The organism is Thauera sp. WB-2 (assembly GCF_027594845.1).
In the GTDB taxonomy this organism is placed as follows: domain Bacteria; phylum Pseudomonadota; class Gammaproteobacteria; order Burkholderiales; family Rhodocyclaceae; genus Thauera; species Thauera mechernichensis.
This window is the reverse complement of the sequence record NZ_CP088935.1, coordinates 328,839-348,519: the sequence shown is the minus strand read 5'-3', so window position 1 is coordinate 348,519 and position 19,681 is coordinate 328,839. Positions and strand designations below refer to the sequence as shown.

15 protein-coding genes are annotated in these 19,681 nt (G+C 69.3%); 7 read left to right on the top strand and 8 right to left on the bottom strand.

All coding sequences use genetic code 11. From position 1 onward, the window contains the following. Positions 1 to 137: 137 nt before the first annotated feature. Positions 138 to 941 carry an SDR family oxidoreductase gene (locus LQF09_RS01455; RefSeq protein ID WP_002925323.1) on the bottom strand — a complete coding sequence of 268 codons (804 nt, stop codon included), beginning with the start codon at positions 939 to 941 and terminating at the stop codon, positions 138 to 140. A 173-nt stretch (positions 942 to 1,114) separates the two neighbouring features. On the opposite strand from LQF09_RS01455, the gene LQF09_RS01450 reads away from it, so the two are divergent. After that, positions 1,115 to 1,918, top strand: coding sequence for an enoyl-CoA hydratase (locus LQF09_RS01450; protein ID WP_002925326.1), 804 nt, complete (start codon positions 1,115 to 1,117; stop codon positions 1,916 to 1,918). A 42-nt stretch (positions 1,919 to 1,960) separates the two neighbouring features. Further along, positions 1,961 to 2,731 carry an SDR family NAD(P)-dependent oxidoreductase gene (locus tag LQF09_RS01445; RefSeq protein ID WP_232431555.1) on the top strand — a complete coding sequence of 257 codons (771 nt, stop codon included), beginning with the start codon at positions 1,961 to 1,963 and terminating at the stop codon, positions 2,729 to 2,731. Positions 2,732 to 2,782: 51 nt separating this feature from the next. Here the strand turns inward: LQF09_RS01445 and LQF09_RS01440 are convergent, their stop codons facing one another. Continuing rightward, entirely contained in the window at positions 2,783 to 3,250 is a 468-nt protein-coding gene (locus LQF09_RS01440; protein WP_002937715.1) for a helix-turn-helix domain-containing protein, read from the bottom strand. Between the two features lie 122 nt (positions 3,251 to 3,372). On the opposite strand from LQF09_RS01440, the gene LQF09_RS01435 reads away from it, so the two are divergent. The 4 genes from LQF09_RS01435 (at position 3,373) to LQF09_RS01420 (ending at position 9,292) form a co-directional block, all read left to right on the top strand. Further along, on the top strand, positions 3,373 to 3,612 hold the full coding sequence (locus LQF09_RS01435; protein ID WP_002925334.1) for an RNA recognition motif domain-containing protein: 240 nt from the start codon (positions 3,373 to 3,375) through the stop codon (positions 3,610 to 3,612). Positions 3,613 to 3,724: 112 nt separating this feature from the next. After that, complete coding sequence (locus LQF09_RS01430; RefSeq protein ID WP_232431554.1) at positions 3,725 to 4,810, top strand: efflux RND transporter periplasmic adaptor subunit; 1,086 nt, start codon at positions 3,725 to 3,727, stop codon at positions 4,808 to 4,810. A 16-nt stretch (positions 4,811 to 4,826) separates the two neighbouring features. Beyond that, entirely contained in the window at positions 4,827 to 7,880 is a 3,054-nt protein-coding gene (locus tag LQF09_RS01425) for an efflux RND transporter permease subunit (RefSeq protein WP_002925338.1), read from the top strand. Continuing rightward, on the top strand, positions 7,877 to 9,292 hold the full coding sequence (locus tag LQF09_RS01420) for an efflux transporter outer membrane subunit (RefSeq protein ID WP_002925340.1): 1,416 nt from the start codon (positions 7,877 to 7,879) through the stop codon (positions 9,290 to 9,292). Before LQF09_RS01425 ends, LQF09_RS01420 begins: the two co-directional genes overlap by 4 nt. Before the next feature lie 24 nt (positions 9,293 to 9,316). On the opposite strand, the gene LQF09_RS01415 is transcribed toward LQF09_RS01420, so the two are convergent. From LQF09_RS01415 to LQF09_RS01395, 5 genes are read right to left on the bottom strand one after another with little or no spacing between them, the layout of a single operon-like run. After that, a complete protein-coding gene (locus LQF09_RS01415) occupies positions 9,317 to 10,966 on the bottom strand; it encodes a HAMP domain-containing methyl-accepting chemotaxis protein (RefSeq protein WP_002925342.1) in 1,650 nt (549 codons plus the stop codon). Between the two features lie 15 nt (positions 10,967 to 10,981). Further along, positions 10,982 to 12,208, bottom strand: coding sequence for an NADH:flavin oxidoreductase (locus tag LQF09_RS01410; RefSeq protein WP_002937701.1), 1,227 nt, complete (start codon positions 12,206 to 12,208; stop codon positions 10,982 to 10,984). A 46-nt stretch (positions 12,209 to 12,254) separates the two neighbouring features. Further along, positions 12,255 to 13,844 (bottom strand): FadD3 family acyl-CoA ligase, encoded by a 1,590-nt coding sequence (locus LQF09_RS01405; RefSeq protein ID WP_270068964.1) that lies wholly within the window; start codon positions 13,842 to 13,844, stop codon positions 12,255 to 12,257. A gap of 26 nt (positions 13,845 to 13,870) precedes the next feature. Then, the gene (locus LQF09_RS01400) at positions 13,871 to 14,632 is read right to left on the bottom strand and encodes an SDR family oxidoreductase (protein WP_270068963.1); all 762 of its coding nucleotides are present in this window, start codon (positions 14,630 to 14,632) and stop codon (positions 13,871 to 13,873) included. A gap of 23 nt (positions 14,633 to 14,655) precedes the next feature. Beyond that, positions 14,656 to 16,359, bottom strand: coding sequence for an FAD-binding protein (locus LQF09_RS01395; RefSeq protein WP_232431553.1), 1,704 nt, complete (start codon positions 16,357 to 16,359; stop codon positions 14,656 to 14,658). A gap of 206 nt (positions 16,360 to 16,565) precedes the next feature. On the opposite strand from LQF09_RS01395, the gene LQF09_RS01390 reads away from it, so the two are divergent. Then, on the top strand, positions 16,566 to 18,065 hold the full coding sequence (locus tag LQF09_RS01390) for an FAD-dependent oxidoreductase (RefSeq protein ID WP_002937695.1): 1,500 nt from the start codon (positions 16,566 to 16,568) through the stop codon (positions 18,063 to 18,065). A 151-nt stretch (positions 18,066 to 18,216) separates the two neighbouring features. Here the strand turns inward: LQF09_RS01390 and LQF09_RS01385 are convergent, their stop codons facing one another. Beyond that, a complete protein-coding gene (locus tag LQF09_RS01385; RefSeq protein ID WP_270068962.1) occupies positions 18,217 to 19,653 on the bottom strand; it encodes an aldehyde dehydrogenase family protein in 1,437 nt (478 codons plus the stop codon). Between the last annotated feature and the right edge of the window lie 28 nt (positions 19,654 to 19,681).

Below are 19,681 nucleotides of genomic sequence, written 5' to 3'. Positions count from 1 at the left end.
GCGGACAATAACGGCAGATCGTCTCGATGAATTTAGACGGATTCATGCCTGCGGGTGAAGAAGATCGTCGTGCCCGCCCTGGCCCGACGGCTCGCCACCCCGCACGCCACGCCCACCGCTGGCGCAGCGGCCCTCTGCTAGCGCTGCTCCGCCGTATTTGCCGCCGCCAGGAAGGCCGGCCGCTCGCCGCCACCGTGCAGCAGCAGGTTGGTGCCGGCGAAGTAGGCCGCCATCGGCGAGCCGGCATACAGGCAGGCGTTGGCGATGTCGTCCGGCGTGGCCATGCGGCCGGCAGGGATGGTGGCGCCCACCGCGGCGATGCCTGCGTCGTCGCCGTAGTGCAGGTGCGACTGCTCGGTCTGCACCAGCCCCGGGCTGACCGCGAGCACGCGCACCTTGGGCGCCCACTCCACCGCCAGTGACGATGCCAGCGACAGCACGCCGGCCTTGGCCGCGCCATACGCAGCGGTGCCCGGCGAAGGGCGCGAGGCGGCGACGCTGCCGATGAAGATGATGACGCCGCCTTCGGCCTGCTCCTGCATCAGCGCATTGGCTTGCTGGGCGACGTTGAGCGGGGCGATCAGGTTGAGGCGGATGATGCCTTCGTGAAAGCGCGGCGAGGCCTTGTCGGCAAGCGCGAAGGGCGCGCCGCCGGCGTTGTTGACCACCACGTCGAGGCGGCCGAAGCGCTCGCGAATGGTGGCGAACAGCGCCTGCAGCGACTCGATGTCGCGCACGTCGGCGGGGATGAAGTCGGCGCGGGCGCCGCCCGCCTCGGGCAGGGCCTCGGGCGCGTTGCGACCACACACGACCACCGCCGCCCCGGCGGCGAGAAACCCGCGCGCAATGCCCGCGCCGATGCCCTTGGTGCCGCCGGTCACGAGCACGACCTTGCCGTGGTAGCCGAGCGCTGCGGCGCCGGTGGAAGCCTGTGTGTTCATGCGTTTCTCCGCAATGGTTGGATGCCTGCGAGTCTAGGTGCGGCCCCCGTGGCATTCGTCGTCTGAACGGACGATGAGCCGCTTGCGCCGAGGGCGGAACATGCATCCCATCCCCTTCCCCGGTCGCCGCACCCGCACGGGCCGTCGCACCGGGAGCGTCCCCTGGAGGCTCCATGACCACAGACCCGACACCGCCGTCCGACCCGGCCTCGCCCCTGCTGCTCGAACGCCTCGACGGCGGCGTTGCCGTGCTGCGCCTGAACCGGCCGCAGGCGACCAACGCCCTGTCTCTCGAACTTCAGGCCCTGCTGTCGCAGCGCTTCACCGAGCTGGCGACCGACGACACCGTGCGCTGCATCGTGCTCACCGGCGGCGACAAGGTGTTTGCAGCCGGTGGCGACATCACCAGCATGGCCGGCGCCGGCCCGATCGAAATCACCCAACGCCACACCGAACGCGTGTGGGGCCCCATCCAGCATTGCCCCAAGCCGGTGATCGCCGCAGTGTGCGGCTACGCCTACGGCGGCGGCTGCGAGCTGGCGATGCTGGCCGACATCATCGTCGCCGGCGAGGGCGCGCGCTTCTGCCAGCCCGAGATCCGCATCGGCATCATGCCCGGCATCGGCGGCACCCAGCGCCTGGTGCGCGCAGTCGGCAAGGCCAAGGCGATGCGCATGGCGCTCACCGGCAAGCCGATCAGCGCGCACGAGGCGTGGACCGCCGGCCTGGTGAGCGACCTTGTGGCCGACGACCAGGTGATCCCGACCGCGATCGAACTGGCGAGCGTCATCGCCGCCATGCCGCCACTCGCCGCCGAGCAGATCAAGGAGTGCATCCTGCTCGGCATGGATGCCCCGCTCGAGACCGCGCTGGCGATGGAACGCCGCGCCAACGCGCTGCTGTTTGCCTCGCGCGACCAGAAGGAAGGCATGCAGGCCTTCATCGACAAGCGGCCACCGCGCTTCGAAGGCCGCTGAAAGCCTGTCTCCACACACTCCACCCGAACCAGAGGAAGCACGATGTCCGACTCACCGATGACCCCGGCCCTTTTCAGACTCGATGGCTGCGTTGCCATCGTTACCGGCGCCGGCCGCGGCATGGGCCGCGGCGTGGCCGAGACCCTGGCCCGCCAGGGCGCCACCGTGGCGATCAATGACTTCTTCCCCGAGCGCGCCGAGGCCGCAGCCGCCGAGCTGCGCGCCACCGGGCTCAAGGCCCTGGCCGCGCCCGCCGACGTCACCGATTACGACGCCGTGCAGAAGATGGTCGCCGCCGTGCGCGAGCAGGCCGGCATCGTGGACGTCTACGTCTCCAATGCCGGCGTACCGACCACCGGCATGGGCTACGGCAAGTTCCTCGAGTCGAAACCGGAGGATTGGGAACGCTTCGTCAAGCTCAACATGTACGGCCTGATGAACGGCTGCCACGCCGTGCTGCCCGGCATGATCGAGAAGAAGTGGGGCCGCATCGTCGCCATCACCTCCGAGTCCTGGCGTGCCGCGGTACCGATGGGCATCGCCGCCTACGCCGCATCCAAGGCCGGCGTGGTCGGCTTCGTGCGCCAGCTCGCTGCCGAGGTCGGACGCAAGGGCGTGAATGTGAATGCCCTGTCGCTGGGCACGATGAACAACTGGGAAGGCTCGGAGGAGCTGGCACGCAAGAACTGCATCATCCCGCGCGCCGGCTCGCCTGCCGATGTCGGCGCCGGCGTGGCTTACCTCGCTTCGCGCGAGGCCGAGTGGGTCACCGGCCAGATCGTGCCGCTGAACGGCGGCGGTATCACCGCCTGAGGCGGGTCGGCAGCCCAGCGGGGCAGCCGCCGAGTTTCGCGCCAGGCACCGCTAGTCTGGCCGCGAATTCTGGAGCATGCCCTCGATGATGCGGGCAGTGCTGAGCAGGCGCTTGACCGACTCGCGGGTGAACGCGTGGGTGCGCTCATCGATGCCCTCACGCAGTGCGTCCCAGAGCCCGTCCTCGGTTCGCCGGACCTTGCCCCGTTGGCGCAGCTTCTCGAGCTTGCGCCGCACGGTTTCCTTGGGTAGCCCCGTCACCTGGACGAGGTCGGTCAGGCGCACCGGGCGATGTGCGCCCAGCAGAAAGCCATCCGGCGCCAGCAGTTCGGTAGGCGGCGCCCCCGGCCGGATGGCTTGTGCCACGTTGAGGTGAGCCAGCGTCCCCCACAGCATCGCGCTCTCGAGATCCATGTCGAGGGTCGTGGTCATCCGGCGCATGTGATCCACCAGATGGCGGTTGGCCGCAAAGGCAACCATGGTGAAGGCCTTGTCGATACGGCGATCAAGGTCGTCCATCTCTTCGTACTCCTGTCAGGCTGGCCCAAAATGGGCCAGCAGCGCTGTCATGATGTGGATCGAGCCGTTACTCTGCAACGCTGGCGTCCGGATGCGGACCCTGCGCTGACAGATCTCTCGCCATGAAACTACTCATTTCGGGCCTCGGCCCAGACACCGACCTGGACACGCTCCGCGAGCGCATGCGGCATTTCGGGCCGGTCCTCGACATCCTCGTCGTGCGCGAAGGTGATCCCGAGCGACCATGGTTCATCATCGACATGGACATCACGCCCGACGTTGCCACCGAAGTCGCCCGCCGCATCGACGGCATCTATTTTCACGGCAGCTTTGTACACGCACGCGTGATGCTCCATGACTGACACCCTGAGCCGACAACGGCGATCGAAAGTTCGTCTGTCGCGCTTGTCCCTCCGTCACGATATGCGCTTAAGCTAGGCACTCCGGATGCCAAACCTCGATTCCGTCTCGATCATGCCTAATCAGAAACACCTCGCCGCTGCGACCGGCGCCGCACTGCTGCTCGCGCTGTCGGCATGCACCGAAGCGCCCGTCCCCGACAGCGCTCCGCCCGCCGTCAGGCCGGCACTGATCGTCACCGTCGGCGCCCAGGACACGCACGATGCGCTGCGCTTGCCTGGGCGCATCCGCGCGGCCAAACGCGCGGAGCTTTCCTTCGACGTGCCGGGCTTCGTCGACCGCTTCAGTCTCGAGGAAGGCCGCGAGGTGAAGGCCGGCGAGGTGGTCGCGCGCCTCGACGACAGCGTGTACCGGGCGAGGCTGGCGTCCGCCCGGGCCGAGTTCGAGCGCGCAAGGAACGATCTCGCGCGCTACCAGCGCCTGTGGGACACCGAAATGGCGGTCGCCCGTGCCGAGGTCGATGATCGCAGCGCCCGCCTCGAGCTCGCACGCACCAACCTCGCCGCAGCCGAGCAGGATCTGGCCAACACGGTCATCAAGGCGCCCTTCGCCGGCGTCATCACGCGCCGCCGCATCGAACCCTTCACCAACGTCCAGGCCAAGCAGCCGATCGCGGACCTGCAGGACCTGCGTGCGCTCGAGGTGGTGGTGAACGTGCCCGAACGGCTGGTGCGGCGCCTGCAGCCGCATCAGGAAGCCGTCGCCTTTCTCGACGGCGAGCCCGGGCAGCCTTTGGCGCTGGCGCTCAGATCGTTTGCTGCCGAGGCCGACCCGCAGACCCAGACCTACGTCGTCGTGCTTGCGCTGCAGACCATGCCGGCAGGCCTGAACCTGCTGCCCGGCATGGCGGTGAACGTGGAGCCGCTGGCCGCAACCCCGCGCGGGCAAGACGCCTCGCCCGCGGCCGGCGCGGCGCTCACCATCCCGCTTGCCGCGGTCGCTGCCGACGCCCAGGGCCAGCCGGGTGTGTGGGTCGTGGATGAGGACGGTCGCGTTGCGCGCGCGCCGATCCGCACCGGCGCTGTCGTGGGCGCGGAGATCGTCGTCGAGTCCGGGTTGGTGTCGGGCCAGCGCATCGTCGGTGCCGGTGTCGGCGCGGTGCGCGAAGGCATGCTCGTGCGCCCGCTCGAGTCGCGCTGAACGCGGGGACCGGGCCATGAACATCGCCGAATACACGATCCGCAAAGCGGTCGTCGCCTGGGTCGCCACCGTGCTCGTGCTGGTGGGCGGCTGGTTGTCCTACGAACGCCTCGGGCGCTTCGAGGACCCGGAGTTCATCATCCGCCAGGCGGTGGTCGTCACCGCCTATCCGGGGGCCTCGCCGGCGCAGGTGGCCGAGGAAATCACCGACCTGATCGAGGGCGCCGTGCAGCAGATGCAGGAGGTGGAGGAAGTCACCTCGGTGTCGCGCGCAGGCGAGTCCATGGTCAAGGTGGAGGCCAAGCTTGCCTTCTCCCGCAGCCAGGCCGAACTCGACCAGGTTTGGGACAAGCTGCGCAGCAAGATTGCCGAGGCCGCGCGCGCACTGCCGCCGGGTGCGGCAGAGCCGGTGGTCAAGAGCGACTTCGGCGATGTGTTCGCGCTCTTCTACGCGGTCACCGGCGACGGCTACAGCCCGCGCCAGCTGTGGGACTACGTCGATCTGCTGCGCCGCGAGCTGGTGCTGGTGCCTGGCGTGGCACGGGTGGCCCTGCTCGGCGAGCGCAAGGAGGCGATCTACGTCGAGGTGTCGAGCGCGCGTGCGGCGCAGCTTGGCGTGCCGCTCGACCGCATCTATGCCTCGCTGCGTGCGCAGAACCTGATCACCCCGGCCGGCGCGGTCACCGCTGGCCCGCTGCGCCTGCAGATCCAGCCTGCGGACGGCGTGCTGTCGGTCGACGCGCTCGGCGAGCTCGTGGTCGCAGGCGACACCAGCAGTGGCCTGCTGCGCCTGCGCGACGTGGCCGAGATCCGCCGCGAGTACGTCGATCCCCCGGCAGCGCTGATGCGCCACGACGGTCGCCCGGCGATCGGGTTGGGCATCTCCAACGTGCAGGGCGGCAACGTGGTCGAGATGGGCGACGCGGTCAAGCGCCGGCTGGCGGAGCTGGAGGGGCAGCGCCCGGTCGGGATGGAGCTGAACGTGGTTTCCTTCCAGTCGGACTCCGTGCGCGCCGCGGTGTCGGGCTTCGTCGACAACCTGGTCGCCGCGGTGGCGATCGTGGTGGTGGTGTTGCTGTTGTTCATGGGGCTGCGCAGCGGCCTGATCATCGGCGCGGTGCTGGTGCTGACGGTCGCCGGCACCCTGATTGCGATGCTGATGGACGGCATCGCCATGCAGCGCGTCTCGCTCGGTGCGCTCATCATCGCGCTGGGCATGCTGGTGGATAACGCCATCGTCGTCACCGACGGCATCCTGGTGCGGCTGCAGAAAGGCGAGCGGGTCACGGCGGCGGCGGGCGCGGTGGTGCGCGCCACGGTGTGGCCGCTGCTCGGCGGCACCGTGGTCGGCATCCTGGCCTTCAGCGCGATCGGGCTGTCGCCCTCGGACATGGGGGAGTACACCGCCTCCCTGTTCTGGGTGATCCTGTATTCGATGCTGCTGTCGTGGCTGTTCGCGATCACCCTGACGCCGCTGCTGTGCGCCGCCTTCCTCAAGGTGAAGGCGGACGCGGAGGTGCACGAAGGCCGCCTGCTGCGCGCCTACCGCGGCCTGTTGCAGGGTGTGCTGTCGCACCGTCTCAGCAGCGGCCTGGTGCTGGCCGGCCTGCTGGCCGCAGGCGTGGTCGCGTTCGGCCATGTGCTGCCGGGCTTCATGCCCGATTCGGCGCGGCCGCAGTTCGTGGTCGACCTCGCCCTGCCCCAGGGCACCGACATCCACACCACGGCGGCAGTCGTCGCCCGCGCCGAGCAGAAGGTGCGCGCCGCCCCCGGCGTCACCCACATCTCCAGCTTCATCGGCCAGGGCGGCCTGCGCTTCATGCTCACCTACAGCCCGGAAGATCCCAACCCGGCGTATGGTCAGTTGCTGGTCGACGTCGAACGCTTCGAGGACATCTCCGGCCTCATCGACCGCCTGCAGCCCGAGCTTGAGGCGGCCTTCCCGGAAGCCAGCGTGAAGGTGTGGAAGTTCATGCTCGGCCGCGGCGGCGGCAAGAAGATCGAGGCTGCCTTCCGCGGCCCCGACCCGGCAGTGCTGCGCCAGCTCGCCGAGGAGGCCAAGGCGATCATGGCTGCCGACCCCGAGGCAGTGGCGATCCAGGACGACTGGCGCCAGGCGGTGCCGGTGGTGCGCCCGCGCTTCTCGGTCGAGGCCGCGCAGCGTGCCGGCGTGCTGCCGTCGGACATCGCCGCCGCGCTCGAGCGCCACTACGTCGGCCAGCAGATCGGCGTGTATCGCGAACACGAGCGCCTGATCCCGATCATGGCGCGGGCGCCGGCAGACGAACGCCACGGCGTCGAAGACCTCGGCAACGCCCAGGTGTTCAGCGCCGCCGCCGGCAAGTACGTGCCGGTGAGCCAGTTCGTCGAGCGCGTCGACACGGTGTGGGAAGACGCGCTGATCCGGCGCGAGAACCGCTTCCCCACCATCAAGGCACAGTGCGACCCGCCCGCCGGACAGCTGTCTGCGCCGCTGTTCGAGCGCCTGCGCCCGCAGATCGAGGCCATTGCGCTGCCGCCGGGCTACGTGCTCGAATGGCACGGCGAGCACAAGGCCTCTGCCGAGGCCAACGCCGGGCTGGCCGCCGCCGCGCCCTTCGGCTTTGCAGCGATGGTGGTGGCGGTGATCGTGATGTTCAATGGCCTGCGCCAGACCGCGGTGATCTGGCTCACGGTGCCGCTGGCGGTGGTGGGGGTGGCGGTCGGGCTGCTGCTGTTCCAGGCGCCCTTCGAGTTCATGGCCATCCTGGGCTTCCTGAGCCTGACCGGCATGCTGATCAAGAACGCGATCGTTCTGGTGGACCAGATCGACGTCGAGATCCGCGACGGCAAGCCGCGCCTGCTCGCGGTGCTGGACGCCTCGGCAAGCCGCGCACGGCCGGTCTTCCTCGGCGCCGCGACGACGGTGCTGGGGGTGGCGCCGCTGCTGGTCGATCCCTTCTTCCGCAGCATGGCGGTGACGATCATGTTCGGCCTGATCTTCGCCACCGGGCTGACCCTGGTGGTGGTGCCGCTGCTGTACGCGAGCTTCTTCCGCATCCGGAACGACGAGATGGAGGCGGGTCGATGAAGCGATCGCCACACCCTGTGCGCATGCTGCCCATTCTTGCGCTGCTGCTGGCGGCGTGCCAGCCCTCGCCCGTGGTCCGGCCCGAGCTTCCGGTGCCCGCCGCCTGGCCGCAGACCGGGCATGCGGACACGGACCCGGCCGGTGCCAGCCTGGCCACCTTGCCCTGGAACGCGCTCCTCCCGGTGCCGGAGCTGCATGCCCTGATCGCGGACGCGCTCGCGGCCAACACGGATCTGCGCATCGCGATCGAACGCATCGAACTGGCGCGCGCGCAACACGGCATCGAGCGCGCCGCGCTGTTCCCGGGCATCAACGCCAGCGCGGCGGCGAGCCGCGAACGCATGCCGGGCTTCGACCCGCGCGAGAATCGCATCGGCGAAAGTGCGTCGCTGGGGCTGTCGCTGCCAGCTTGGGAGATCGACCTGTGGGGGCGGCTCGCCGCACGTGCCGAGGCTGCGCGCATGGAGGTTCTGGCCAGCGCCGCGCTGGCTGACGGCGTACGTACCAGCCTGATCGCGCAGGTGTCCTCGCTCTACCTCGAGCTGCTCGACCTGGACGCCCAGCAAGCGATCACCGAGCGCACGCTCGACGGCCGGCGCAAGGCGCTTCGGCTCACCCGTGCGCGCTTCGAGGAGGGCATCTCGTCCATCCTCGATGTCCGCCAAGCCGAATCCCTGCTGGCCGGATCGGAGCAGGCCCTGGCCGACCAGGCACGACGCAGTGCCCAGGCCGAGAACGCGCTCGCCGTGCTGCTGGGGCGCAATCCGGGCCCGATCCCGCGCCACACCCGGCTGGACGACCTGGGCCCGCCGCAACGGGTCACCGCCGGCCTGCCTGCCGAACTGCTGCAGCGGCGCCCGGACATCCGCGCCGCCGAGGCGTCACTGCTTGCCGCCGGGGCCAACGTGGAGGCCGCGCGCAAGGCCTTGCTGCCGCGGATCACACTGACCTCGCTGCTCGGCTTCGCGACCACCGATCTCGCGCAACTGTTCGACAGCGGCCGCCATGCCTGGTCGCTGCAGCCCGCGATCGGCTTGCCCCTGTTCGATGGCGGACGGCTGCAGGCCGGAGTCGATGCCGCCGAAGCCCAGCAGCGCATCCTGGTCGAGCAGTACGCCGCCGTCGTGCGCCAGGCGTTTCGCGAGGTGAGCGATGCACTCGCCGCGTTCGAGCACCTGAGCCGCCAGCGCGAGGCGACCCGCGCCGTGGTGCTCGCCAACCGCGAACGCCTGCGGGTGAGCAACGCCCGTTACCTGGCGGGGATCTCGAGCTATTTCGAAGTGATCGATGCCGAGCGCCAGTTGTTCGACAGCGAACTCGGCCTGTCCCAGACCACCCGCGCCCTGCACCAGGCGGTCGTACAACTGTACCGGGCGCTCGGGGGCGGGCTGTCCGACGCGCAGGCGGGCTGAAGCCCGCGTTGCGCCCCCCGGTGCTCAGGCCAGGCGGAAGCGCCCGGAGAGTTCGTCCAGCGTACGTGCCAGCGCATCCAGCCCGGCAGCCGACTGCGCGCTGCGACCGGCACTTGCGGACAGATCGCCGGTGCCGCTGGACACGCTGTCGATACGGCGCACGATCTCGCGGGTGGATTCGGCCTGGGCCTTGATCAGCTCACCGATGCTGCCCACGGCCTCGAACACCGCATGGGTGCCCTCGCGGATGCTTTCGACCGAGACCTCGGCTTCGCGCGACAGCCCCTCTCCTGCCGCAACGCGCTCGACAACCTGCTTCATGCCGGCAGACACGCCGCGGGTGCGGTCCTGGATGTCGCTGATGGTGACGATGATTTCCTGCGTCGACGCTGCCGTGCGTTCGGCGAGCTTGCGCACCTCATCGGCGACAACGGCGAAACCGCGCCCCTGTTCGCCTGCACGCGCGGCTTCGATCGCGGCGTTGAGGGCCAGCAGGTTGGTCTGCTCCGCCACCTCGCGGATGACATTGACCACGCCGCTGATGCGCTGCGACAGTTGCTCGAGTTCCTTGACCTGGACCGCCGTGCTGTCGACCACCTCGGCGACACGGTGCATCTCCTTGGCCATGCTGCGGATGAACTGGCGGCTGTCCTCGGCGCGGGCCGAGGAGCGCTCGGTGGTCTGCAGCGACACACTGGCATGCGTCTCGACCTGGTCGATCGACTCGACCAGGGCGTTGGCGGCCTCGGACATGCGATTGAGCGCCTCTTCCTGCGACAGCGCATGCTCCGAGGCCGTGCCGGCGATGTCCGACATCTGGCGCGCCTCCACCCCGAGCTGCTTCACCTCGCGGCGCAGGTCGTCGACCAGGCCGTGGAGACGGTCGCGCATGTGGCCGATTTCGCCGAGCAACACCCCGAACTCGTCGGCCCCCAGCGCAGGCACGCTCACCGAGAGGTCGCCCTCCGCGATCGAGCGGGCGACGCCGGACGCCACGCCGAAGGCGGTGCGCAGGCGCCGGAGCGTGCTCACCGCGATGAAGACGCCGCACACGGTGCCGATGACCGAGAGCGCGATATAGGCAGTGATGGTGGCGTGGTAGCGCTGCTGCGCGGCCTCGTACATGCGCGCGGTAAGGTCGGTCTGGTGGGCATGCAGCGCCGCCAGGGCCTCGCCCGTGGCATCGCCCGCGGGCTCACCGCCCTGGACGAAGGCGCTCATGTAGGTCGGGCGAAAGTAGCCGGTGCGCAGCGAGGCAAGCACTTCGTCGACCTGGGCCAGCCACTCGCGGTAGTGCGCCTCGAACGCCTCGAACAAGGCTTCTTCCGCGGGGTCGCGCAGGCGCTCGCGCTGCGTCTGCAACAGGGCCTCGATCTCGCCGGTGTTGCGATCGATCTGCTCCAGATAATGCGACAGCGGGCGCTCGTGCGCCGAAGCCAGGCCGCCCTCGGGGTCGAGCTGGAAGGCCAGCGGGACCAGGCGGCGGTTCGACAACAGCCGCAACTGGATCGCCTCGAGCCGCCCCAGCGTGGCGATATTGATCTCGTGAACCTCGCGCAGGGATTCCTTGGCCTGGTGGAGTCCGTACCAGCCGAACGCCACCGCGGCCAGGAACAGGAAGCCGGAAACCGCCGCCCAGATCCACAGGCGCTGTGCAATGCTGAGTTTCGTCACGCTGGGATCCCCCCGTCAGCCCGCTGCACGCACGCGGTTGAGCGCCGGGTCGTTCGGCGCGTTGAGCACGCACATGGTGCCGGCCGGGTGGTAGATGTAGGGCACGCAGCGGTTGCAGTTGATGCAGCCCGAGGCCGTGGCCTCGCCGCGCGCGAACTTGTTGACCAGCTGTGCGTCGTGGATCAGCGGCCGCGCCATCACCACCGCGTCGAAGCCCTCGGCCATGGCCTGCTCGGCGTTGGCGAGCGAGCGCGCACCGCCCAGGTAGCCCAGGGGCACATCGACTGCAGCACGGATGCGGCGCGAGTATTCGAGGAAGTACATCTCGCGGAAGCTCACCTTGGGCGTGCCGAACTGCGCCAGCTTCATCATCAGCCCGGTGAGCCAGCTGCCCTTGAGCACCTTCTTCATCTCGTCCATGTCGAAGTTGCTGCCGAACATGAACCAGCCCGACTCGATGTTGCGCCCGCCGGACAACACCAGCAGGTCGGCACCCGCCTCCTGCAGCAGGCGGGCGGTGACGATGGCATCGTCCACCGTCGCGCCGCCGGCCACGCCGTCGGCCACGTTGATCTTGGCGAGCACCGCCATCTGCCGGCCGACCTTGTCCTTGACCCGGCGCAGCACCTCGGCCGGAAAGCGCGCGCGCTTGGCCGCAGTGCCGCCATAGTCGTCCTTGCGCTTGTTGGAGAGCGGCGAGATGAACTGGTTGAGCAGGTAGCCGTGACCCATGTGGATCTCGACCGCGTCGAAGCCGGCCTCGCGACACAGCTCGGCGGCGTCGACGAACTGCTGGGCGACGAGATCCATGTCAGCGCGGGTCATCGCGCGCTGAAAGAGGTTGCCGCGCATCATGCCGGCCTTGTTGATGCCGCCCGAGGCGCTCATGGTCGGCCCGTCGACCTTGAGCGAGGTGACGAAGGAGCCGCCATGGGTGAGCTGGTAGGAGATCGCGCCGCCCTCCGCGTGCACGGCATCGGCCAGGGCCTTGAGGTCGGGCAGGATCTCGCGGCGCATCCACACCTGGTTGGGCAGGGTACGGCCGACCTTGGCGACCGCGCCGTAGGCCACGGTGGTGAGACCCACACCGCCAGCGGCCATGTCGCGGTGGTGTTTGACCAACGCCTTCGTGGGCGCGCCATGGAGCACCATGCCCTCGTTGGCGCCGGCGCGGATGAAGCGGTTGCGCAGGCTGATCGGCCCCAGCTGGAAGGGGGCGAACAGTTCATTCTTCTGGCTCATGGATGCCTCATGGTGTCGATGGCTGGGCTGCGCTGACGCAGCGCAATCACGCAGAAACACGCAACTGCGCCCTCAGTTCATTCTTGGCGACCTTGTTCGAAGCATTGACCGGCAGCGATACGAAGAAGCGCACCATGCGCGGCACCTTGTAGTTGGCCATGCGCTCGCGCGACCAGGCGATGAGTCCGGCTTCGTCCAGCGCCTGGCCGGGACGCAGCACGACGCAGGCGCAGCCGACCTCGCCCATGCGCTCGTCGGGCACGCCGATCACCGCCACCTGGGCGATCGCCGGGTGGGCGGTGAGCGCGGCCTCGATCTCGGCCGGGTAGCAATTGAAGCCGCCGACGATGAACATGTCCTTGAGGCGGTCGGTGATGCGCAGATAGCCGCGCGCGTCCAGGGTGCCGACGTCGCCCGTGTGCAGCCAGCCCTCGGCGTCGATGGTCTCGGCGGTGGCCTTGGCGTCCTGGAAGTAGCCCTGCATGACGTGGAAGCCGCGCAGGCAGATCTCTCCCGCCTCGCCGGCCGGCAGCGGGCGGTTGTCGGCGTCGACGATGCTCACCTCGGTGCCGGGGATGGCATGACCGCTGGTGAGGGCGACCGTCTCGGCGTCGTCGTCGGCAGCGCAGATCGTGGCCAGACCGCCGCATTCGGTCAGGCCGTAGGCGGTGAGCACGACCTTGAAGCCGAGCTCGCGACGCATGCGCTCGATCAGCACCGGCGGGATGGTCGACGCACCGGTCACCGCCACGCGCAGGCTGGAGAGATCGGTGTGCGCCAGCTTCGGATGCGCAAGCATCGACAGATAGAGCGTGGGCGGCCCCGGCAGCACGCTGATGCGGTCGGCCTCGATGCGGCGGAACACCGCCTCGGCGTCGAACACCGGGTGCGGCAGCACGGTGGCACCGGCGATCAGGCAGGTGACCCAGCCGGCCTTGTAGCCGAAGGTGTGGAAGAAGGGATTGACGATCAGGTAGCGATCGCCGGCCCGGATGTCGGCGATCTTCACGTACTCGATGAAGGCCTGGATGATCTGGCGGTGGGCGCTGACCACGCCCTTGGGGCGGCCGGTGGTGCCCGAGGTGAACATCAGGTCGGACATGTCGCCAGGCTGCACGCCCGCGGCGCGCGCGCGCGCCTGCGCTTCGCCCACGCCCGCAGCGCTGGCGATGAAGCTGTCCCAGTCGGTGTCGGCATGTGCGCCGGCGTGGCCGATCGCGACCACCTTTTCCAGCGTGGCCGGGCGGCAGTCGGCGAGCATGGCGGGGTAATCGACGTCCAGGAAGCGGTCTACGACGAAGAGGACGCGGGCGCCGCTGCGCTCGATGATGTCGGCTGCCTCGGCGCCCTTCATGCGGGTGTTGATCGGCACCATCGCCGCGCCGGCGCAATGGATGCCGAGCGCGGCGAGGATCCATTCGGCGCGGTTCTCGGCCCAGATCGCGACACGGTCGCCAGGTGCAATGCCATGGGCGATCAGGGCGCGGCTGACGGCGAACGCGTGCGCAGGCAGGTCCGCATAGCGGATGCGGCGGTCGCCGTCTTCGATGAAGATGCGCTCGCCGTGGCGTTGCGCGGCCTCGAGGACGAGTGCGGGCAGGGTGCGGGCGGCGGGGGCGGTGAATGCTGCAGTCATGGTCGTTCCGGGAGTGTTGCGGCGGCTCAGATGCTCATGACGAACTGGCCGCTGTCGACGCGCAGCTCGATACCATTGACCGCGCGCGAACCATCCTCGGCAAGGAACAGGATGGCGGCGGCGACATCCTCGGGCAGGCAGGCGCGGTTCATCGGGTCGGCGTCGATGGTGAAGCGTGCCGGGTCGATGCCCTTCGGGTACGAGCCCGCAGTCATCGGCGTCATGATGCCGTCGGGGTGGATGGAATTGCAGCGGATGCGGTACTTGGCCTTGCGGCAATGCGCGGCAACCGCGCGCGTGAGGCCCGAGATGGCGGCCTTGGAGGCGCCGTAGGCGGCGTAGTCTTCCTTGGCGGCAATGCCGGCGATCGAGGACATGTTGATGATCGAGCCGCCGCTGCCGGTCTTCATCAGCGCCACGGCGGCCTTGCAGCCGAGGAAGACGCTGTCGGCGTTGACCCGCATGAGGCGCTGCCAGTCGTCCAGCGCGGCGTCCTCGATCGATCCCTTGATCAGGATGCCGGCGTTGTTCACCAGGATGTCGAGGCGACCGAAGCGCTCGCGCACCGTCGCCATCACCGCGTCCCAGTCGGCCGCCGAAGCGGCATCCTGAAGGATGAAGAACGCCTTGCCGCCGAGCCCGGCGGCAAGTGACGCACCCGCGTCGGCGTTGAGGTCGGTGAACACGACCTGGGCGCCTTCCCTGACGAACAGTTCCACCGTTGCACGGCCAACGCCGCTCGCGCCGCCGGTGACGAGCGCCACCTTGCCTTCGATTCGTCCTGCCATGTGCTCTGTCTCCTGTCGATTCGTCACGCGTTGGCCGCGATGTGGTGCGCGGCGATGTAGCCGAAGGTCATCGCCGGCCCGATGGTGGCGCCGGCGCCCGGGTAGGCGGTACCCATCACCGAGGCCGAGGTGTTGCCGATGGCGTAGAGGCCTTCGATCGCAGAACCGTCCGCGCGCACCACGCGGGCATGGGCGTCGGTCAGCAGCCCGCCCTTGGTGCCGATGTCGCCGGCATCCATGCGCATGGCGTAGAACGGGCCCTTCTGGATCGGCGCCAGGCAGGGATTGGGCTTGACGTTGACGTCGCCGTAGTAGCGGTCGAACACGCTGTCGCCGCGGCCGAAATCGGCGTCCTTGCCGCTGCTGGCATAGGCGTTCATCTTCGCCACCGTGTCGTTGAGTCCGGCGGGATCGACGCCGATCTGGCGCGCCAGCTCGTCGAGGGTGTCGGCCTTCCAGTACACGCTGCCCAGCCACTCCTTGCGCAGGCGGCTGTCGGGCATGATCTGCGCCGGCATCAGCGGCCCCATCGCGTAGTTGAAGCGGAAGTGGGCGTCGAAGATGCACCACGCCGGCACATTCTTGCCGCCGGTGGCGTCACGGTCCTTGTACATGGCGTCGCCGAACTCGAGGTAGCCCTGGGCTTCGTTGCAGAAGCGCTTGCCGAGGCTGTTGACCACGATCGCGCCGGGGAAGGCGCGCTCGGCGAACACGCCGCGCGGCTTGTCCTCGCCGACCACGGCGATGGTCGGCGCCCACCACGCCCATTCGAGCAGGTCGGTGGCGGCCCCCGCGGCCATGCCGGCCTCGAGCGCGGCGCCGGTATTGTTGCCCGGCGGCGTGGCGCTCCAGGCGGCCTTGGTGGGCTGCGGCAGGTACTTCTCGCGCAGCGCCTGGTTCTGCTCGAAGCCGCCGGCGCCGAGGATCACGCCGCGGCGGGCCATCAGCGTCAGCTCACGGCCTTCGCGCGAGACGCGGACACCGATGACACGGTCGCCATCGAGCACGAGCTCGCGGAAGTCCGTCTTCAGCCACAGCGGCACCTTGCGGTCGAGCAGCGAGGCACGCAATGCACACACCAGCGAACTGCCGAGGCCGGCGCGGCGGTCGAACTTGCTCTTCCTGCGCCACCTGAAGTCGAACTTGTAGCGCAGCATCAGGCCGAGCACCTTGAAGCGCCAGCCGCGCTCGCGCGCCATGGCGACGTGGGCGTCGCGCGCGGTCCACGCGATGCGGCCCATGAGCAGGGTCGAAGGCGAAGGCCGGCGCAGGTTGGCGAGCTCGTCGCCGAGCGTGCTGGTATCGAACAGCTCGGGGTCGAGCGAGCGGCCGCCGGGCAAGGCGCCGGGCAGGTGCTGGTAGTAGTCGGGGTACTTCTCTGCCACCGCGTAGCGCACGCGGGACTTGTCCTCGAGGTACTTGATCATCTTGGGCGCGTGGTCGAGGTAGGCGCGCACCTTGGTCTCGTCGGCCTTGCCGCCACCGGCTGCCAGGATGTACTGCAGCGCCTTGTCGTAGCTGTCCTGGCCGCCCTTGGCCTTGAAGTAATGGTTGTTGGGAATCCAGATGCCGCCACCGGAGATCGCAGAGGTGCCGCCGAACTTGTCGCTCTTCTCGATCACCAGTACCGACAGCCCCTGGTCGGCGGCGACTACCGCCGAGGTCATCGCGCCCGCACCGGAGCCGACGACGATGACGTCCCAGCCCATCTGTGACTGATCTTGCACGCTCACGCTCCACCCCTGATCTTGTTGGAATGTGGGCGATGGTGGCGGCAGGCCGGGCACGCTTCATCGTCAATGCGGACTAGACGCGCACGCGCCGGTCGGCATGCGCGCCGACATCATCCAATCGAGGGATGCGGCACAGGCTGCGGGCTCCGATGATCGTGCGCGGAGACCTCCATGCAGCCAGATACGATAAGGAAAAGCACATGAGCACAAGCCCTTCCCCCACTCCCGACGCACCGCCCCGCCACAGCCCCGCCCGCGCCTGCCGGGTCGAGGAGGTGCCGCACTGGGACATCGAGACCGACATCGCCGTGATCGGCTTCGGTGCCGCCGGCAGCTGCGCGGCGATCGAGGCGCGCGCGGCCGGCGCCGACGTCCATGTCTTCGAGGTGGCAGCCGCCCCCGGCGGCAGCGCCTCGTGGTCGGGCGGCGAGGTCTATGTCGGCGGCAGCGGCGGCACCCGCGTGCAGCGCGAGCACGGCTTCGAGGACAGCACCGAGGATCTGCGCACCTACCTGATGATGGCCGGCGGCCCGGGCGCCGACGCGGACCGCGTGCGCCTGTACGCCGAAGAGGCCGCCGCCCACTTCGATTGGCTGGAGGCCCAGGGCGTGCCGTTCAAGGGCACTTACCTGCCGGGCAAGTGGATCGAGCCCACCACCGACGACACCCTGCTGTGGTCGGGCAGCGAGGCGGCCTGGCCGTTCAGCGCCAAGGCCAAGCCGGCGCCGCGCGGCCACACTGCGCAGTTCGAGGGCTGGGGCGGCGGCAAGGTGCTGATGGAGAAGCTGTGCGCGCGCGCCGAAGCCATGGGCGCGGTCGTGCATTGCAACAGCCGCGCGCTCAGCCTGATCGTGGACCGGACGAACAGCGTGGTCGGCGTGATCGTGCGCATCGAGGGCGCGGAAAAGTACGTGCGCGCCCGCAGGGGCGTGATCCTGTGCGCCGGGGGCTTCATCGTCAATCGCGAGATGGTGGCGCGTTTTGCGCCCGGCGCGCTGGCCTGCTCGGAGATCGTCTCCGGCGGCAACGACGACGGCTCGGGCATCCGCATGGGCATGAGCGTGGGCGGCGCCACGATCCACATGGACCAGTTCTTTGCCACCATCCCCTTCTTCCCGCCCGAGTCGCTGGTGAAGGGCATCTTCGTCAATGCGCGCGGCGAGCGCTTCATCAACGAGGACGCCTACCACGGCCGTGTCGGCCACTACGTGTTGCGCCAGCCCGAGGGCAAGGCCTGGCTACTGGTCGATAACGAGATCTTTGGCCGTCCGGTGATCCAGCCCGACCTCAAGATTGCCGCAGTCGGCGAGACCTGGGAGGAGGTGGAGCAGGAGCTTGGCCTGCCCACCGGCAGCCTGGTGCACACGGTGGCCGAGTTCAACCGCCATGCGGCCGAAGGCGAGGATCCCTTGCTGCACAAGGCGGCGAACTGGCTGCGTCCGCTCACCGAAGCGCCCTTCGCCGCGCTCAGCTACTGCAGCGAGGACATGAAGGCCCACGCCTTCACCATGGGCGGCCTGCACACGCGGCCCAGCGGCGAGGTGCTGGACGCGGATGGCCAGCCGATCGCCGGCCTGTACGCTGCCGGCCGCACGGCCTGCGGCCTGCCGCGCTGGGGCGAGGGCTACAGCTCGGGGATGTCGCTCGGCGACTCGACCTTCTTCGGCCGCCAGGCCGGACTGGCCGCTGCCCGGCGCTAGAGACGGCGCCGCGGGGGCGACGCACAACCACGACGCCAGAGCGGAAACGCCGCGCACACCCACCTGGGGTGGCGCGGCGTTTTTCGTTACCGCAGGACTGCACGCCCTGCCAGAGGCCGTCGCGGCGACGACCTCCTCCGGCGTGCCAGGCTCAGGGCGTGACCTGCGCCTCCATCATCGCCAGGGAGTGCTCGGAGTACGGCGGCAGCAGGCCCCATTCGCGGCGCGGATCGTAGGCCGGCGCCTTGAACACCGTGCGGGTGTGGCTGAACTCGAGGAAGCCTTCGCGGCCGTGGTAATGCCCCATGCCCGAATCGCCCACGCCACCGAAGGGGGCGTCTTCCATCGCGGCGTGGAACATCGCCTCGTTGATCGTGACGCCGCCCGACAGGGTGTGCTCGAGCACGCGCTGCTGCTCGGCCGCATCCTCGCCGAAGTAGTACAGCGCCAGCGGACGCGGGCGGCCGTTGATGTCGGCGATCACGGCGTCGATCGCGTCATAGGGCTTCACCACCACCGCCGGGCCAAAGATCTCCTCCTGCATGATCTTCGCGCCTTGCGGCGGATCGATGACGATGGCGAGCGGACGCTGACGCCCCGCCGCGTCCGCCGCCAGCGGGGCCGGGGCGCATTCCACCCGGGCGCCCGCCTGGGCGGCGTCGCTGAGGTAGGACTCGACACGCGCCAGATGGCGCTCGTTCACCACCGCGACCATGTCCGGGTTGCCGGCCACGCTGGGGAACAGCTCGCCGAAGCTGCGCTTGAGCGCAGCAACGAAATCCTCGAGTTGCTCGCGAGCCACGTAGACGACGTCCGGGTTCACGCACAGCTGGCCGCCGTTACTCGCCTTCGCGGCGGCGATGCGGAAGGCCGCGGTCGCCAGGTCGGCGCTGCGGGCGACGATGGTGGGCGACTTGCCACCCAGTTCCAGCGTCACCGGCACCAGGTTCTGCGCTGCGTTGCGCATCACCGCCTTGCCGACCTGGGTGCTGCCGGTGAACACAATATGGTCGAAGGGCTGGGCGGTGAAGGCCTCGCCCATGTCCGGGCCGCCGGTGACGACGCCAACCACGAGCGGATCGAACATGTCCACCACCGCCTCGGCCACCACCTGCGCGGTACGCGACACCACCTCCGAAGGCTTGAGAATGGCGCGGTTGCCAGCGGCGAGCGCGCTGGCGAGCGGGCTGAACAGGGTAAACAGCGGCGCGTTCCAGGTGCCGATGATGCCCACCGTACCCTTGGGCTGATACATCACCCAGGCCTGGGCGCCGAGCTGGTCATAGGGCGGGAAGGGGGTGCGCGGCTCGCTCGCCATCCACGGCTCGAAGTGGTCGCGGGCGTACTTGAGCGAGGTCAGCGAACCGAGCACGTCGTTCATCAGCGAATAACCCTTGGGGCGGCCGCCGAAGTCGGCATCCATCGCCTCGACGAGGGGCTTGTGATACTTCACCAGCAGGTCGATGGCGGTCTGGATGCGGCGCTTGCGCTCGGCCGCGGGGACGGCGCCGGCGGCGGCGAAGGCCTGCTTGTGCGCCTGCAGCAGCAGGGCTAGGTCTTCCGGGCGGGTGATGATCTGTCTGTTCACGGCAAGCACTCCGGGGTCGAAGGTCGAG

What these genes read in the sequence shown, in the direction of transcription:
- LQF09_RS01455 (WP_002925323.1), bottom strand. Translation starts at nt 941, where the DNA reads ATGAACACACAGGCTTCCACCGGCGCCGCAGCGCTCGGCTACCACGGC.
- LQF09_RS01450 (WP_002925326.1), top strand. Translation starts at nt 1,115, where the DNA reads ATGACCACAGACCCGACACCGCCGTCCGACCCGGCCTCGCCCCTGCTG.
- LQF09_RS01445 (WP_232431555.1), top strand. Translation starts at nt 1,961, where the DNA reads ATGTCCGACTCACCGATGACCCCGGCCCTTTTCAGACTCGATGGCTGC.
- LQF09_RS01440 (WP_002937715.1), bottom strand. Translation starts at nt 3,250, where the DNA reads ATGGACGACCTTGATCGCCGTATCGACAAGGCCTTCACCATGGTTGCC.
- LQF09_RS01435 (WP_002925334.1), top strand. Translation starts at nt 3,373, where the DNA reads ATGAAACTACTCATTTCGGGCCTCGGCCCAGACACCGACCTGGACACG.
- LQF09_RS01430 (WP_232431554.1), top strand. Translation starts at nt 3,725, where the DNA reads ATGCCTAATCAGAAACACCTCGCCGCTGCGACCGGCGCCGCACTGCTG.
- LQF09_RS01425 (WP_002925338.1), top strand. Translation starts at nt 4,827, where the DNA reads ATGAACATCGCCGAATACACGATCCGCAAAGCGGTCGTCGCCTGGGTC.
- LQF09_RS01420 (WP_002925340.1), top strand. Translation starts at nt 7,877, where the DNA reads ATGAAGCGATCGCCACACCCTGTGCGCATGCTGCCCATTCTTGCGCTG.
- LQF09_RS01410 (WP_002937701.1), bottom strand. Translation starts at nt 12,208, where the DNA reads ATGAGCCAGAAGAATGAACTGTTCGCCCCCTTCCAGCTGGGGCCGATC.
- LQF09_RS01405 (WP_270068964.1), bottom strand. Translation starts at nt 13,844, where the DNA reads ATGACTGCAGCATTCACCGCCCCCGCCGCCCGCACCCTGCCCGCACTC.
- LQF09_RS01400 (WP_270068963.1), bottom strand. Translation starts at nt 14,632, where the DNA reads ATGGCAGGACGAATCGAAGGCAAGGTGGCGCTCGTCACCGGCGGCGCG.
- LQF09_RS01390 (WP_002937695.1), top strand. Translation starts at nt 16,566, where the DNA reads ATGAGCACAAGCCCTTCCCCCACTCCCGACGCACCGCCCCGCCACAGC.